The sequence below is a fragment of the Kolteria novifilia genome (assembly GCA_007748055.1).
Lineage (GTDB): Bacteria > Planctomycetota > Planctomycetia > Kolteriales > Kolteriaceae > Kolteria > Kolteria novifilia.
Genome location: CP036279.1, coordinates 7,393,051 through 7,407,220, shown reverse-complemented (window position 1 = coordinate 7,407,220; position 14,170 = coordinate 7,393,051). Strand labels below are relative to the sequence as shown.

The 14,170-nt window shown below is 63.2% G+C and carries 10 protein-coding genes; 3 read left to right on the top strand and 7 right to left on the bottom strand.

Translation table 11 applies throughout. The features are described from left to right. Positions 1–531: 531 nt before the first annotated feature. Positions 532–1,878, bottom strand: a complete 1,347-nt coding sequence (locus tag Pan216_RS27155; RefSeq protein WP_145263224.1) for a S1C family serine protease — start codon at positions 1,876–1,878, stop codon at positions 532–534. A 275-nt stretch (positions 1,879–2,153) separates the two neighbouring features. Here Pan216_RS27155 and Pan216_RS27150 point away from each other — a divergent pair, with 275 nt between their 5' ends. Beyond that, entirely contained in the window at positions 2,154–2,648 is a 495-nt protein-coding gene (locus Pan216_RS27150; RefSeq protein WP_419193062.1) for a DinB family protein, read from the top strand. A gap of 429 nt (positions 2,649–3,077) precedes the next feature. Here the strand turns inward: Pan216_RS27150 and Pan216_RS27145 are convergent, their stop codons facing one another. From Pan216_RS27145 to hemF, 3 genes are all read right to left on the bottom strand, one after another. Next, the gene (locus Pan216_RS27145; RefSeq protein ID WP_145263220.1) at positions 3,078–4,094 is read right to left on the bottom strand and encodes a metal ABC transporter substrate-binding protein; all 1,017 of its coding nucleotides are present in this window, start codon (positions 4,092–4,094) and stop codon (positions 3,078–3,080) included. Positions 4,095–4,160: 66 nt separating this feature from the next. Continuing rightward, a complete protein-coding gene (locus Pan216_RS27140; protein WP_145263218.1) occupies positions 4,161–4,661 on the bottom strand; it encodes a hypothetical protein in 501 nt (166 codons plus the stop codon). Positions 4,662–4,772: 111 nt separating this feature from the next. Then, entirely contained in the window at positions 4,773–5,663 is an 891-nt protein-coding gene (hemF, locus tag Pan216_RS27135; RefSeq protein WP_145263216.1) for an oxygen-dependent coproporphyrinogen oxidase, read from the bottom strand. Between the two features lie 198 nt (positions 5,664–5,861). Between hemF and glgP the strand changes: the two genes are divergently transcribed. Together glgP and Pan216_RS27125 are read left to right on the top strand one after the other, a co-directional pair. Then, positions 5,862–8,414 (top strand): alpha-glucan family phosphorylase, encoded by a 2,553-nt coding sequence (gene glgP / locus Pan216_RS27130; protein ID WP_145263214.1) that lies wholly within the window; start codon positions 5,862–5,864, stop codon positions 8,412–8,414. A 2-nt stretch (positions 8,415–8,416) separates the two neighbouring features. After that, positions 8,417–8,845, top strand: coding sequence for a response regulator (locus tag Pan216_RS27125; RefSeq protein ID WP_145263212.1), 429 nt, complete (start codon positions 8,417–8,419; stop codon positions 8,843–8,845). On the opposite strand, the gene Pan216_RS27120 is transcribed toward Pan216_RS27125, so the two are convergent. From Pan216_RS27120 to Pan216_RS27110, 3 genes are read right to left on the bottom strand one after another with little or no spacing between them, the layout of a single operon-like run. Next, on the bottom strand, positions 8,803–9,354 hold the full coding sequence (locus Pan216_RS27120; RefSeq protein WP_145263210.1) for an O-acetyl-ADP-ribose deacetylase: 552 nt from the start codon (positions 9,352–9,354) through the stop codon (positions 8,803–8,805). The two genes, Pan216_RS27125 and Pan216_RS27120, sit on opposite strands and share 43 nt — an antisense overlap. A 28-nt stretch (positions 9,355–9,382) precedes the next feature. Next, positions 9,383–12,697, bottom strand: coding sequence for an efflux RND transporter permease subunit (locus Pan216_RS27115; RefSeq protein ID WP_145263208.1), 3,315 nt, complete (start codon positions 12,695–12,697; stop codon positions 9,383–9,385). Between the two features lie 48 nt (positions 12,698–12,745). Continuing rightward, positions 12,746–14,011 carry an efflux RND transporter periplasmic adaptor subunit gene (locus tag Pan216_RS27110; protein ID WP_419193061.1) on the bottom strand — a complete coding sequence of 422 codons (1,266 nt, stop codon included), beginning with the start codon at positions 14,009–14,011 and terminating at the stop codon, positions 12,746–12,748. Between the last annotated feature and the right edge of the window lie 159 nt (positions 14,012–14,170).

Sequence of the window (14,170 nt, the reverse complement as noted above, 5' to 3'; positions counted from 1 at the left end):
TGGCCCAGATTGCTTGTCAATCTGGGTTCGCTCAGCGAACACGAGTCCCGGAGTTCGGAACGTCGTCGGCTGTCGATTGATGGTGTCTTTCGGAGTCTCTTGTGGCTGCGCCACCTCGGTTGGCAAGCAACCGAGGCCACCCGGTCTTTTGTGGCGGGTGGCCCAGATTGCTCGCCAATCTGGGTTCGCTCAGCGAACACGAGTCCCGGAGTTTGGAACGTCGTCGGCTGTCGATTGATGGTGTCTTTCGGAGTCTCTTGTGGCTGCGCCACCTCGGTTGGCAAGCAACCGAGGCCACCCGGTCTCTTGTGGCGGGTGGCCCAGATTGCTCGCCAATCTGGGTTCGAACCGCGAACACGAGTCCCGGAATTCGGAACGCCGTCGGCTGTCGATGGATGACGTCTTCCGGAGTCTCTTGTGGCTGCGCCACCTCGGTTGACAAGCAACCGAGGCCACCCGGCCTCTTGTGGCTTCGCCAGCTCGGTTGGCAAGCAACCGAGGCCACCCGGGAGCGAATAGCTCAACGGGTTGTTAGCCTTCGTCGTCGGGGGCGAAGGCGGGAACACGCATCGAACCGCTGACGATCTTGCCGTCACGGATGACGTGGTATTTGACCGGTTGGTGAGAAGTAAGCTCATCCCACTGCATCACGTAGCGAACGTTCTCCGGCTCGATCATCTCCCAGTCGTGAAGACCGATGAGGATATCGCCTGGCTGGAAGCCTGAACGCGAGGCGGCCGAACCGGACGCGACGTCGAGCAAGAGCAAGCCACCGTTGAGGTCATCGTGAACCCCCTCGACGCGCGAGGCCGGGACACTCCGCGTGCTGATCCCGAAGATCCTCCAAAGAACCTCGTCGTCGCTGAGTCCCTTGGGAGGCGTGATCGTGAGCCAGATCTGTTTCGGGTTGGTGTCGCCGCGACGAATGCTGAAGACGAGCTTCTCGCCATACTTGCGGTTCCAGAAGATCCGATTGACGTCAAAGCTGAGGCTGACGCGTTGCCCGTCGACGGTGAGCAACTGATCGCCCTCGCGAAAACCGAGCTTGGCCGCGGGGCTGTCGGGCTCGACATGGCGGACCTGCACGATGGAGTTCGACTCGCGATCGCTGCCGTTGTTGCGACGCTCCTCAATGACCAAGCCATGGTTCGTGACCGAGGAGGACGTCGAGTTCATCAGATTCTGGACAATGCGTCGCACTTCGTCGGTCGGAATCGCGAAGCCGATCCCTTGAGCGTTCGAGCGAATCGCGACGTTGATGCCCAGCAAGTCGCCGTTGATGTTGATCAGCGGGCCGCCGGAGTTGCCCGGATTGATGCTCGCGTCGGTTTGAAGCAGTTCCTCGAAGAGTTCGCCGTTGGGCAAGCGGAGCTCGCGGTCGACGGCGCTGACGATGCCCGTCGTCACGCTGGTGTCGAGTCCGTAGGGGTTGCCGATGGCGATGACGGTCTCGCCGACGATCGGCTGGTCGACACCCCAGAGGGGCAGGTAGGGAAAGCTTCGGCCCGAATCGACCTTGAGCAGCGCCAAGTCGGCGCGACTGTCGTCCGCGACAACGTGAGCCTTGTACTCTTGTTTGTCGGACGTGGTGACAGTAATCGTGTCGACTTCCTCGACGACGTGGAAGTTCGTCACCAGGAAGCCACGCGGGTCGATGAGCACCCCGGTGCCGAGGCCTCGCACCCGGCCACCGGCATCCGCGCTGTCGAAGCGAGCGGGGATGGTCCGAAGGGTGCGGATGTTGACGATCGCGGCTTTGGTCTTGTCAATCGCTCGGACAACCGGCGTCCGCCGCAGGTCCTCGGCGTTGCCGACGAGGGGAGCGGAAAAGAGGACGACGAGCAAGAGCGGAAAGGATCGAGCGGCAATGGACTTCATTCAACCGAACTCCGGGGACTGGATGCCGACCAGCGAGCGTCTCGCGTGAGCCTTCGTAGGATACGGTGGGCCAAGGCATACTGAGAAGCCCTCTTCAAGACGCGAGCCCTCAAATCATACCATCCTAGGGTGGGGTTTTTCCAGCGACTCCTATTTGGGGAATTGGAGCGCGTCGCTCGAACTCCTCCAAAAAGAGTAGCTCCCGCCACCACGAGAATCGTCATCATCCGAATCGTCCCCCCAGGGGACCTCGGCAAGCCACCACGATGGAGCCAATGATGAATGCCAAAGATGTTCTCCGCGCCGATCTGTCCCGAGCCCACATGATGCTGAAAATGTTGCTCGGCGATTTGTCCGACGAGGACCTCCTCCTGCGTGCCGTGCCCGGCTGCAACCACCTCGCGTGGCAGCTTGGACACTTAATCGCCACCGAGCATCAAGTCGGCGAGATGATCGAGGAGGGGGCGATGCCGATGCTACCGGCGGGTTTCATCGACCAGCATGGCGACGACACCGCGTCGCTCGACGATCCCGACGCGTTTCTGTCCAAGGAGGCGTACCTCGAGCTCTACGAGAAGCAGCGGGAGACGTTCCTGGGCATGCTCGATCGGATTGAGGAGGCCAGACTCGACGAGCCTTCTCCCGAACGGATGAAGCGGCTCGCCCCAAACATCGGCGAGATGTTTCACCTAATGGGCAGTCACGAGCTCAACCATGTGGGCCAGATCACTCCAGTACGCCGCAAGCTCGGCAAACCGATCGTGATGTAGGGATGACGTCCGCTTGGCCGCGGTGGCAAGGCGTGTTCGTTGGCACCGGCTGACAAGCAGCCAGTGACACCCGGCGACGAAATGTTGGGGCGAGAGGCTCGGCGCGCGGACCGCTTGGAGAGAGGAAGAACCCCCTCACCCCTAACCCCTCTCCCACGGGGAGAGGGGAACAAAAGGCAAACTCTCCCACGGGGAGAGGGGAACAAAAGGCAAACTCTCCCACGGGGAGAGGGGAACAAAAGGCAAACTCTCCCACGGGGAGAGGGGAACAAGAGGCAAACTCTCCCACGGGGAGAGGGGAACAAGAGGCAAACTCTCCCACGGGGAGAGGGGAACAAGAGGCAAACTCTCCCACGGGGAGAGGGGAACAAGAGGCAAACTCTCCCACGGGGAGAGGGGAACAAAAGGGCGGAGACCGGAAGTCGGAAACTACTTGTTCCCGAGCGTCTTCTCGAGCGTGGTGATGTTCTCGTCCATCTTCTCGAGGTAGTAGTCGGAACCAGCGTCCTGAGGACCGCTGGCGAGAGGATCGAGCGAGGCGACCGGCACGCCGGCCTCCTTCGCGATCTCCTTGGCGACGCGGGTGCTGTACTGCGGCTCGGTGAAGACGCCACCGGCACCCGACTTGCGAATCGTTTGGATCAGCTTGCGCATCTGCCCGACCGAGGGATCGTGACCGGGCGACCCGAAAACGTTGGCGACGATTTCGAGACCGTTGTTGCGGGCCATGTAGTCGAAGATCTCGTGCATCGCGACGATCCGCTTGTTCTCGAGACCGCCACAGACCTTCTTCATGCGTCCCGCCAGCTCATCGAGCTTGGTCGCGTAGGCCTCGGCGTTGGTGAGGTAGAGGCTCGCGTTGGAGGGATCGGCTTTCGCGAGCGCCGAACCGATGTAGCGAACCTGCTGGGCGGCGAGCAAGGGATCCGAGAAGAAGTGCGGGTTGGCCCCTCCCGCGTGATGGTGATGATGGCCGACGCCGTGCGAGTGCGAGTGGGAATGGCCGTGATCATTGTCCTTGCCCTCCTCCTTGAACTTGAGCAGATCCTTGGAGGCGATGCCCTTGGAGGTATCGACGACGACGAGCTTCGGATTGACGCGATTGACTTGACGGGCGGTGAATTCCTCAAGACCCGCCCCGTTCATGACGAGGACCTTGGAGCGAGCGATCCGCTTGATGTCCGTGGGGGTCAGGTCGTAGTCGTGCGGACATCCCATGTCGGCGGGAAGCATGAGTTCGACATGGACGTTGGGAGCGTCGCCGACGACCGCCTTGGTAAAGAGATAGATCGGAAAGAAGGTGCAGAGGACGTCGAGTTCCTTCGCCGCGGCACGACTTTCCCGAGGGCCGTGTTGCTGGCCGAAGACTCCCACCGTCGCGGCGACCATTGCCACCACCAGTGATCCGACCACCCAGCGACGTGCCTTGTTCTTACCCCAATTCATTCCAACTCTCCCTGGTCGCGATCAATCGCGGACGTAACTTCCTGCACCCAACCAATACGCAGGAGATTATACGTTGTTATCCCGAAAAGGTTCAACGTGATTGTCCGGCGAACGATCGTCCTGGAGCGAGGATGGTCGCGAACGCCCTCGCGCCGCTAGGAGCAGGAGGGCTCCCGCAAGGAGCAGTTCCACGAGGGGCGCATCGACGAGGGTCGCGACCCGAAAGAGGAACCGCTGGGGGAGATAGGCCCGCTGAGCGACGGAAACCGCTGGCAGCCAATGGGTTGTATCGTCCACTGCAATCGCCGCGAGCCCAAGCGAGCCCCCCGCGAGCAATGCCGTCCCCACCCGCCAGAGGGTGGGTCGCGACCAAGAGCGGATGGCCCAGACTACCACGGGAGCCATCAGCACGATCCAGAACCCGTGGCACGCCAGCAGGGCCGAGAGGGGTGGTCCACAGCCCCACGGCCCGCAGATTGAGTGATCCCACGTCGCCGTTGGAAGGTCCGCGAGGCGCAGGGTACCGTAGAGCAGCATCCCCCAGAGGGCGACGCCGAGAACCTTCATGGTGGACTCCTCTGCTGTTCGCGAGCGCACGGGCTGACAAGTAGCCCGTGGCACCCGAAAAGTTAGATGGGCCAGTGCGCTAGGCCACTTCGGAAGCCGACCCAAATGGGACTAGACCTCTTGCGAGGCCCAGTCGCGCGGCTCGAGGTACTCGAGCAGTTCCGCTTCGCGGCTGCCCGGCTCGATTTGGTAATCGTACGTCCAGCGAACGATCGGGGGGAGCGACATCAAGATCGATTCAATCCGTCCGCTCGTCTTGAGTCCGAAGAGCGTGCCACGATCGTAGACGAGGTTGAACTCAACGTAGCGGCCCCGACGGTGCTGCTGGAACATCCGCTCGCGATCGCCGTAGGTCATGTCCTTGCGTTTCTTGACGATCGGGACATACGCCTCGAGGAAGTGATCGCCCGCGTCCTTGACGAAGTCGAAGACCGCCTCGGGGTCGTCCTTGAGGTAGTCGAAGAAGATCCCACCGATGCCCCGGGCCTCCTTGCGGTGGGGCAGGTGGAAGTACTCGTCACACCAGGTCTTGAGGCGTTGGTAGTCCGCCACCGGGGCGTGGCGTTGGCAAACATCGCGCCAGACCTGATGGAAGGCGATGCAGTCCTCGCGAAAGGGGTAGTACGGCGTCAGATCGGCTCCACCGCCGAACCAGGCGTTCTCCCCCTTGGTGATGAATCGGAAGTTCGCGTGAACCGTCGGCACGTAGGGGTTGCGTGGGTGGAGCACCAGCGAGATCCCACACGCGGAGAACTCGCGTCCCTCGCCGGGCATGCTCTTGGCGAACTCCTCGGTGAATTCGCCCCCGACTTGGGAGAAGTTGACGCCCGCCTTCTCGAAGATGGTTCCCTCCGCCAAGACGCGGGAACGCCCTCCTCCCTTCTGCTCGAAGTTCCAAGCGTCCTCGCGGAAGGGCGTTCCGTCGAGATCGCCGAGTGTGGTGGTGATGACATCTTGAAGATTGGCGAAATAGTCAGCGACTTGCTGCCGAAAATCGGGCACTCTTCTCTCCTCGAATCCTTTGGGCGACTAGGATTAGGGCCGCAAAATCCGGATAGGTTGCGGCATCGGGCGAGGGGGTGATTTCCCCCGCTGTTTCGCTACCTTAACACAGTTCGTTGGAGAGAGTTCCGTGGAATTACGGGTGCGATTGACGCCCGTCACTCCCGTCCAACAAGTCCGAGGAAAGGTTCGATCGAGATGATTCAGATCCGAAAATTCTCCATCCTTCCGCGCGTTCCCGAGCGGATCAAGGCTCTTGAGCGGATCGCCAGCAATCTGTGGTGGGCATGGAATCCCGAGGCGATCTCTCTCTTTCGTCGGCTTGACGAGAATCTCTTCTCCGCGACCAATCACAACGCCATCAAGATGCTCGGCCTGGTCGATCAGGATCGCCTCGACCAGCTCGTCGACGACTCGGGCTTTCTATCGCATCTCGACAACGTCACCCAGGCCCTCGATGACTACATGTCGGCTTCCACGTGGTTCAAGGAGGAACACGGCGACCGCACCGACATGAAGGTCGCTTATTTCTCCGCGGAGTTCGGCCTGCACGAAAGCTTGCCGATCTACTCCGGCGGCTTGGGCGTCCTCGCGGGCGATCACCTCAAGGCCGCCAGCGATCTCGGCATTCCCCTGGTCGGCGTCGGCCTGCTCTACCAGCAGGGCTACTTCCGCCAATACCTCAACGCCGACGGCTGGCAGCAAGAGCACTATCCGCAGAACGACTTCTACACGATGGTTTGCGAGATCGAACGCGACGGATCCGGCGAAGAGGTCAAGGTCAGCATCGAGTACCCCGGACGCACCGTCGTCGCCCGGGTCTGGAAAGTCCAAGTCGGACGCGTTCCGCTCTACTTGCTCGATGCCAACATCCCCGAAAACTCCCCCGAGGATCGCCAGATCACCGCCCAACTCTACGGCGGCGACCAGGACATGCGCGTTCGCCAAGAGCTTCTCTTGGGCGTCGGCGGCTTGCGGGCGGTGCGGGCCCTTGGCATCGAACCCTCGGTTTGCCACATGAACGAAGGCCACTCCGCCTTCCTCTCCATCGAGAAAATCGCCACCGCGATGGAGAAGCACAAGATCGACTTCGACACCGCCTCGAAGACCGTCGCCTCCGGATGCGTCTTCACGACCCACACGCCGGTCGAGGCGGGCAACGACATGTTCCCTCCCTACCTCGTCGACACGTACATGGCGCCCTTCTACAAGCGGCTGGGCATCGATCGCGAGAAGTTCATGGGACTGGGGCGTCAGCACCCCGAGGACAAGGGCGAACCCTTCTGCATGACGGTCCTGGCGCTGCGTCTGGCCAATCACGCCAACGGCGTGAGCAAGCTGCACGGCCAAGTCAGCCGACGCATGTGGAAGAAGATCTGGCCCGACGTGCCCGAGGGGGACGTGCCGATCTCGTCCATCACCAACGGCATCCACGTGAAGAGCGTCCTCTCCGCGGAGATGAGTCAGCTCTACGATCGCTACCTCGGCGTCGACTGGGGCGATCGTCCCGGCGATCACTCGATCTGGCAACGCGTCGAGCAGATTCCCGACGCGGAACTGTGGCGGATTCACGAACGGCGCAAGGAACGACTCGTCGCCTTCGCCCGGCGCCGCATGAAGCGTCAACTCGGCGTCCGCAACGCGCCGGCCTCCGAAATCCAGATGGCCGACTCGATCCTCGACCCCGACGCGCTGACCATCGGGTTCGCGCGCCGCTTCGCGACCTACAAGCGGGGGACACTGATCTTCCGTGATCTCGACCGGCTCGCGAAGATCGTCAACGATCCGAATCGGCCCGTGCAGTTCATCTTCGCCGGCAAGGCTCACCCGCGCGACAACGGCGGCAAGGAGCTTATCGCTCACATTGTCCACGTCAGTCGTCGCGACGAGTTCCGGCGCCGAATCGTCTTCCTCGAGGACTACGATCTCAACGTCGCTCGCTACCTCGTTCAGGGGGTCGATGTCTGGCTCAACAACCCGCGTCGTCCGCTCGAGGCGAGCGGCACCAGCGGCATGAAGGGCCCGACCAACGGCAACCTCAACATGAGTGTCTTGGACGGCTGGTGGGTCGAGGGCTTCGCCCACGACAACGGATGGGCGATCGGTGGCGGCGAGGAATACAGCGACCTCAACTACCAGGACGAGGTCGAGAGCCGGGCGATGTACGAACTCCTTGAGAAGGAGGTCGCTCCGCTCTACTACGGTCGCCAAGCCGACGGCTTGCCGCGTGGCTGGATCCACTACATGAAGCGCTCGATGATGACGGTCTGCCCGACCTTCAACACCAACCGCATGGTCCAAGAGTACACCGAGCGGTTCTACATCGACGCCCACGACGGCTTCGTCGATCTCACCAAGGGCGACCTTTCGACCGGACGCGAGTACGCCCAATGGCTTCGACGCGTCGAGCAGGAGTGGAAGAACGTCGCCGTCGAGGATGTCACCACGCTCGGCGACGATCACGTCAAGGTCGGCGGCGACTTGCGCGTGATGGCTCGGATCAAGCTCGGCTCACTGCAGCCCAGCGACGTCAATGTCGAACTCTACCACGGCGATCTCGACGCGGCGGGCCAGATCAGTTCCCCCAACACCGTGGCGATGTCCGGGAACGGTTCGGGCGACGGCGGGGTCTTCTCCTTTGAAGGTTCCATCCCGTGCCAGGCCAGCGGTCAGCATGGCTACGCCGTCCGCGTCTTGCCTCAGAACCCGCACCTCGATCGGCTCGAGCCGGGTCTCATTCGCTGGGGCTAAGCATGAGTGACTTGCGGCAGGAGCGCCACGTGACCGACCAACGCGAGGCGCTCCTCGTCTGCAACGACCTGATCTTCCAATCAAAGATTGTCGGAACGGCCCGCGAACTCGGACTCGCGATGCGGGTCGTCCCCACCCCTCGACAGGCGATCGCTACGATCGGGGATCAGACCTGTCTGGCGATCGTCGACCTTGCCGATCACGCCGCCACCTCCCCCGACATCCTCGCCCAGCTCCGAACGACGTTGCCCGAGGACGCCACGCTCCTGGCCTACGGCTCCCACGTCGACGTCGACCATCTCCGCGCCGCCCGCGCCGCCGGCTGCGATCCGGTCCTCCCCCGCAGCGACTTCACCGCCCGCTTGGTCGAGATCCTAAACGGCGCGGTTCAGTCGGATGACCCGGCAAACGCCGACAGCGCCGACTCGTAGACCGCCAAGTCACCCGCCGAGAAGAGCACGAAGCGGACTTCGTCCATCAGGAAGTCATCGAGTGTTTGCCGAACGGTCGCGAGCGCGATCGGAGCGGCCCGCTCGATCGGGAACCCATAGACGCCGGTACTGATCGACGGGAACGCGATCGACTTGCATCCGTGTTCGTGAGCGAGACGGAGACTCGTCGCGTAGACGCCCGCGAGCAACCGATCGCTCTCCTCGGGGGAGGCCTGACCCCAGATCGGGCCGACGCCGTGAATGACGTGTTTGGCGTCGAGTTCCCCCGCGCCGGTGGTCACCGCGCTGCCGGTGGCGCAGCCTCCCCGTTCGGCCCTGATCCGATCGCATTCCCGCATGATCGAGGGGCCACCGGCCCGATGGATCGCCCCGTCGACGCCCCCACCACCGGCCAGCGCGCTGTTGGCCGCGTTGACGATCGCGTCGACCGACTGTTTCGTGATATCTCCCTGGAGGAGTGTCACCTTCGTGGCACCAAACGTCACCATCGCTCACCTCTCTCTGCGATCGAGTCAACTAGTTCGCGTCGGTCGAGACCTCCGCGGGGGCGGGAGACTCCCCTTCGCCGGAAGGTCCTCCTTCCTCCGGTTCCGGGGAAGGCTGTCGCCGAAACCGGTCGCGGACAAACTGCCGCGCGTCCCAGACCAACGTGAAGAGAGTCGGCACCAACACCAGCGTCAAGAGTGTCGACACGACGATCCCGCCAAGGACCACGCTTCCGAGACCTCGATAGATCTCGCTGCCGGCACCGGGCACGATGACTAGCGGCAACAGTCCAAGCACCGTCGTCGTCGCCGACATGAAGATCGGCCGGATACGGGTCCGCGTGCTGTCGAGCACCGACTCGCGGGCGATCAGCGAACTGCGGCGTTCGAAGTCCTCGTCGATTCCCTCGTCGTAGCCGGAGAGATGACGCATCTCCTCCTGTTCGTCGCGGATCAACTGCAACGCCTGATCAACGATCAGGATCGCGTTGTTGACCACGGTCCCGATCAGAATGACGAAGCCGAGCATCGTCACGACATCGAGCGAGGTGACTCTCCCGAGGAAATACATCGTCGCCAGGTTGGTGACGAAGAGGGCGCCGAAGCCGCCGACGGCCGCCTGCGGCACACTCGCCATGATGACCAACGGGTAGAGGAACGACTCGAAGAGTCCCGCCATGACCAGATACGTGATCAGCGCCGCCAACAGGAGGTTGAACCACAGCGCCGACCAGGCCTCGGTCAACTTGTCGGCGGTTCCCGCAAGCTCGACTCGGTAGCGCCCCTCCTCGGTCACTCCGCTAGCGACGAGTTGATCGACGACGCTATTCTGAATGGTTTGCCTGGCGATCTCCAGCGGCGTCGATTGCGAAGGGGTGACCTGGATCGTGATCGCCCGGCGGCGACCGCGGTGGTTGATCTGCTCGGGCCCGCTGCTCAGCTCGATCCGCGCGACCACGGAGAGTGGGACGAGTTGGCCGTCATCGGTCGAGATGTAGAGTTGATCGAGTTGGTCGATGCGCTTGGCGTGCTGCTCCTCGCCGATGATCTCCAGGTCGATCTTCTGATTTTCGTCGTAGTAGTCGCCCGTGTATGCGCCGTCGACGAGGGCGTCGATCGCGTAGCCAAGTTCGCTGGCGGAAATTCCCAGGTCGGCGGCCTGCTCCCACTTGGGAACGACGTGGATCTCGGGATTGGCGACGTCGAGTCCGGGAACGGGGCGCAACTGACTGCCGAAGAGCGGACTGGCGGGGTCGGCGGCCTGGGCGGCCATCATGCCAAAAGCTTGGCGGCCAATCTCGACGAGCTTCTCCACGCGGTCGCCGGTGATCTCGATGTCGATTGTCCGGCCTCCACTGAGCGCGTTCTCGAAGAGACTGGTCTGGGTCACCACCGCGATCATTCCGGGGATGCCCCCCGTCGCTTCGCGCAGCGGCGGGATCAGCTCCGCGACCCGTGCTCCGTCGGTCGCCCGCGCCCCCATGAAGAGGTTGCGGGCGCTAGCGACAAAGAAGAAGTGTTCGATGCCTGGGATGCCCGCTTCCTCCGCGGCTCCCGACTCGGGATCCCACAGCGGCGCGAGCTTCTTCTCGACCCGCTTGCCGATGTCGACCATGTGGTCGTAGTTGTACCCCGGCGGGGGAATGAGGAACCCGATGAGCAGGTTGCGATTGCCCTGCGGCAGGTACTCGACACTCGGCCAAAGAAGCCAGCTTCCCCCGATCGAGACCCCGATGCAGACCACAACCGTGGCGATCCGAGCCAGCGTCGAGCGCTGAATGCCCCGATTGATCCCGAGCACTGCGCGGACAAAGCCACCGCCGAGCCGACTCTCGCTACCGCTTCCGCTCCCGCGCCGGAGGATCTGGGCCGAGGCCGCCGGAATGACCAGGACCGCGACCACCAGCGAGAGCGCCACCGCGCAACTGATCGCCAGGGCGATGTCGCGAAAGAGCTGCCCCGCCTCCCCCTCGATAAAGATGACGGGCACGAAGACCGCCAACGTGGTCAAGGTCGACGCGAGCACCGCGCCCCACACCTCGAGCGTCCCGTCGCGCGCCGCTTGCACCTTCGACTTGCCCATCTCGAAGTGACGATAGATGCTCTCCATGACGACGATGGCGTTGTCGACCACCATGCCGACCGCGAACGCCATCCCCGCGAGACTGATGACGTTGAGCGTGCGGCCGAACTGCCAGAAGAGAAAGAAGGTGCCGATGATGCTCGCCGGGATCGCCACCCCGATGATCACCGTCGGCCAAAAGTTCCTCAGGAAGATCAACAGGATCAAGAAGGTGAGGATGCCGGCGACCGCGATGTTCGACTGCACCAGCGAGATCGACTCGCTGATATAGTCGGTCTCGTCGTAGACTTGTTCGAGTTCGAGCCCTCGTTCCGCGAGCAACCCGTTGTTGAGCTGGTCGACCTTCTCCCGCAGCCCCTCCATCAGTGTCAGCACATTGGCACCCGTGCGCCGAAGGATCTGTAGCGCGATGGTGGTTTGGCCCTTCTGCCGGACGATGCTGTCGGGCTTTTTTGTGCCGAGCTGGACGATCGCGACATCGCGAACGTAGACCGGCTGTCCGTCGCGCCGAGCGATGATGACTTGCTCGACCTGCTCGGGGGTGCGAAACCGGCCGAGCGTCCGCAGCACGTAGCGCCGCTTCCCCTCCCAGACATCACCGCCGGAGGTGTCCTTGTTCTGGCCGACCAGGGCTTCGCGCAAGTCGGCGATGGTCAGCTCCCGCGCCGCCAACCGGTGCGGGTCGACGATCACCTCGAGCCGACGTTCGCGTCCGCCGAAGGTGTTGACCGCGCCGACGCCGTTGACCTTCTCGAGTTCCGGCTCGACGATCTTCTGGGCGAAGGTCCGTTCCTTCTCGATGTCGATCTCGTCCTCGTGCCCCGGACTGGGGCGGAGCATCAACCACGCGACCGCCCGGCTGTTGGAACTGTTGAGGCTGCTGATCACGGGACGGTCGGCGTCGGGCGGATACTCCTTCACCTGGTTGAGGCGGTTGTCGACGAGTTGCCGGGCGGCGTCGATGTCGGTCCCGACGGGGAACTCGAGGACGATGTTGCCGTTGGAGTCGCTACTTTCCGATTCGAGCTTCGATAGCCCCTCGACGGTGTTGAGTTGCTCCTCCTGTTCGTCGACGATCTCCCGCTCGATCTCGAAGGAACTGGCTCCCGGCCAGCGGGTCGCGACGGTGATCTGCGGAATCTCGACCTCCGGCGTCAATTGCACCGGCATCCGCGTCACCCCGACCAAGCCGAAGAGGATCAGCAGCATCACGCCCACGGCAACTTTCACCGGGTTCTCGATGGCGAAACGAATCAATGGCATACGAGCAACTCTTCAAAGGACCGCTTGACCCGCGAAACACGATCGCCGCTATGACTTCGACGGCGCCTCGAGGACACTGACCGGTTGCCCCGGACGAAGACGTTCATTGCCTTCGATCACGACGCGATCGCCCGGCTTGACGTCGCCACGCACCTCGATGAGGTTGCCGACCGTCGCCCCCAATCGGATCACCGCCGGAGCGACCGTCAGCCCGCCCGGCGCGCCATCGGCTTGACTCGGCATCGGTTTCACGACGAAGACCATCGGCACCGCTTCTCCCAGGACCAACGCGTCCTTGGGAACGAAGACCCCTTCGCTGACGTCCCCGGCGGGCAAGTCGACCCGCGCGAGCATGCCGGCGCGGAGTCCCGGCGTTTCGCCGTCGCGAAAGTTCTTCATCCGCACCATCACCGGAAAGAGACGGCTCTTCCGGTCGGCCTCGGGCACGATCTGGCGAACCGTCCCCTCGAGCAGCCGGTCCTTGATGCTGTCGAAGCTGACATGGACCTGCTGACCGAGCTTCACCTTGCCGATGTAGCGCCCCGGCACCGGGACGCGGACATCGACCTCCTCCAAGTCGATGATCTCGACGACGGGGCCGCCGCGCGTCACCCATTCGCCAACTTGCGTCTGTTCCTTCGTCACGTAGCCGTCGAACGGAGCCTTGATCACATGGCGGTCGATCAGCGACTCGAGCCGTTTGATCTCCGACTCCTGGGCGGCGACCATCGCCTTGGCCCGCTCGACCTGCTCGGCCCGCGGCCCGTTGGTCGCTTCCTCGTGCGCCGCCTCGAACTCGGCCACCATCTGCTTGGCGCGATCGGCCTCGGCGCGGGCTTCGTCGAGTTCCTCCACGCTGGCGGACAACTTGAGCTTCCGGGTGCGCTCGAGCTTCGACTGCGCCAGCGACGCCACCGCTTTCGCGGCCTCCATCCGCGCCTTGGCGGCGGCGATCACTTCCGACCGCGTGCCGTTGTTGAGCTCGTCGTACTCCTGCTTTCGCGCCTCGAGCATGGCCTGAGCGGTCGCGAGTTCGTGCTCGAGCACGGTCGTTTCCAACCGGGCCAGGACGTCCCCTTTCTTCACCGCGTCCCCCTCGCGGAAGGGGAACTCGATCACCGCTCCCTCCTCCTTGCTGGCGACCAACGCCCGCCGAAGCGGTTCGACATCGCCGACGACGGTGACGGTCGCCTCCTGCTCGATCGTTCGTGCGAGAGCGACGTTGACCGGCGTGGGGCCGCCCCCTTGGGCGAAGAGTGACGAAGCCGCGGTAAGTAGGGCGATCCAGGAAGCCAGCGGAGTCGAACGACGCATGAAGAAGTCTCGCATCCAGAACGGAGGAAAGGTGGAGCCCAAATCACCCCCCATGCTGTCGTATCGGACGATTCATTGCTAGCCGAGGCTCGCGAAAACTGGGAGGACTCGATCGGTTCCCGTACACTGAGCCTACCGGACGCGGTCGGCCGTCGTCGC

Bases quoted from the DNA above. Each gene is read 5' to 3' on its own strand.
- Pan216_RS27155 (WP_145263224.1), bottom strand. From the start codon at position 1,878: ATGAAGTCCATTGCCGCTCGATCCTTTCCGCTCTTGCTCGTCGTCCTC.
- Pan216_RS27150 (WP_419193062.1), top strand. From the start codon at position 2,154: ATGATGAATGCCAAAGATGTTCTCCGCGCCGATCTGTCCCGAGCCCAC.
- Pan216_RS27145 (WP_145263220.1), bottom strand. From the start codon at position 4,094: ATGAATTGGGGTAAGAACAAGGCACGTCGCTGGGTGGTCGGATCACTG.
- Pan216_RS27140 (WP_145263218.1), bottom strand. From the start codon at position 4,661: ATGAAGGTTCTCGGCGTCGCCCTCTGGGGGATGCTGCTCTACGGTACC.
- glgP (WP_145263214.1), top strand. From the start codon at position 5,862: ATGATTCAGATCCGAAAATTCTCCATCCTTCCGCGCGTTCCCGAGCGG.
- Pan216_RS27125 (WP_145263212.1), top strand. From the start codon at position 8,417: ATGAGTGACTTGCGGCAGGAGCGCCACGTGACCGACCAACGCGAGGCG.
- Pan216_RS27120 (WP_145263210.1), bottom strand. From the start codon at position 9,354: ATGGTGACGTTTGGTGCCACGAAGGTGACACTCCTCCAGGGAGATATC.
- Pan216_RS27115 (WP_145263208.1), bottom strand. From the start codon at position 12,697: ATGCCATTGATTCGTTTCGCCATCGAGAACCCGGTGAAAGTTGCCGTG.
- Pan216_RS27110 (WP_419193061.1), bottom strand. From the start codon at position 14,011: ATGCGTCGTTCGACTCCGCTGGCTTCCTGGATCGCCCTACTTACCGCG.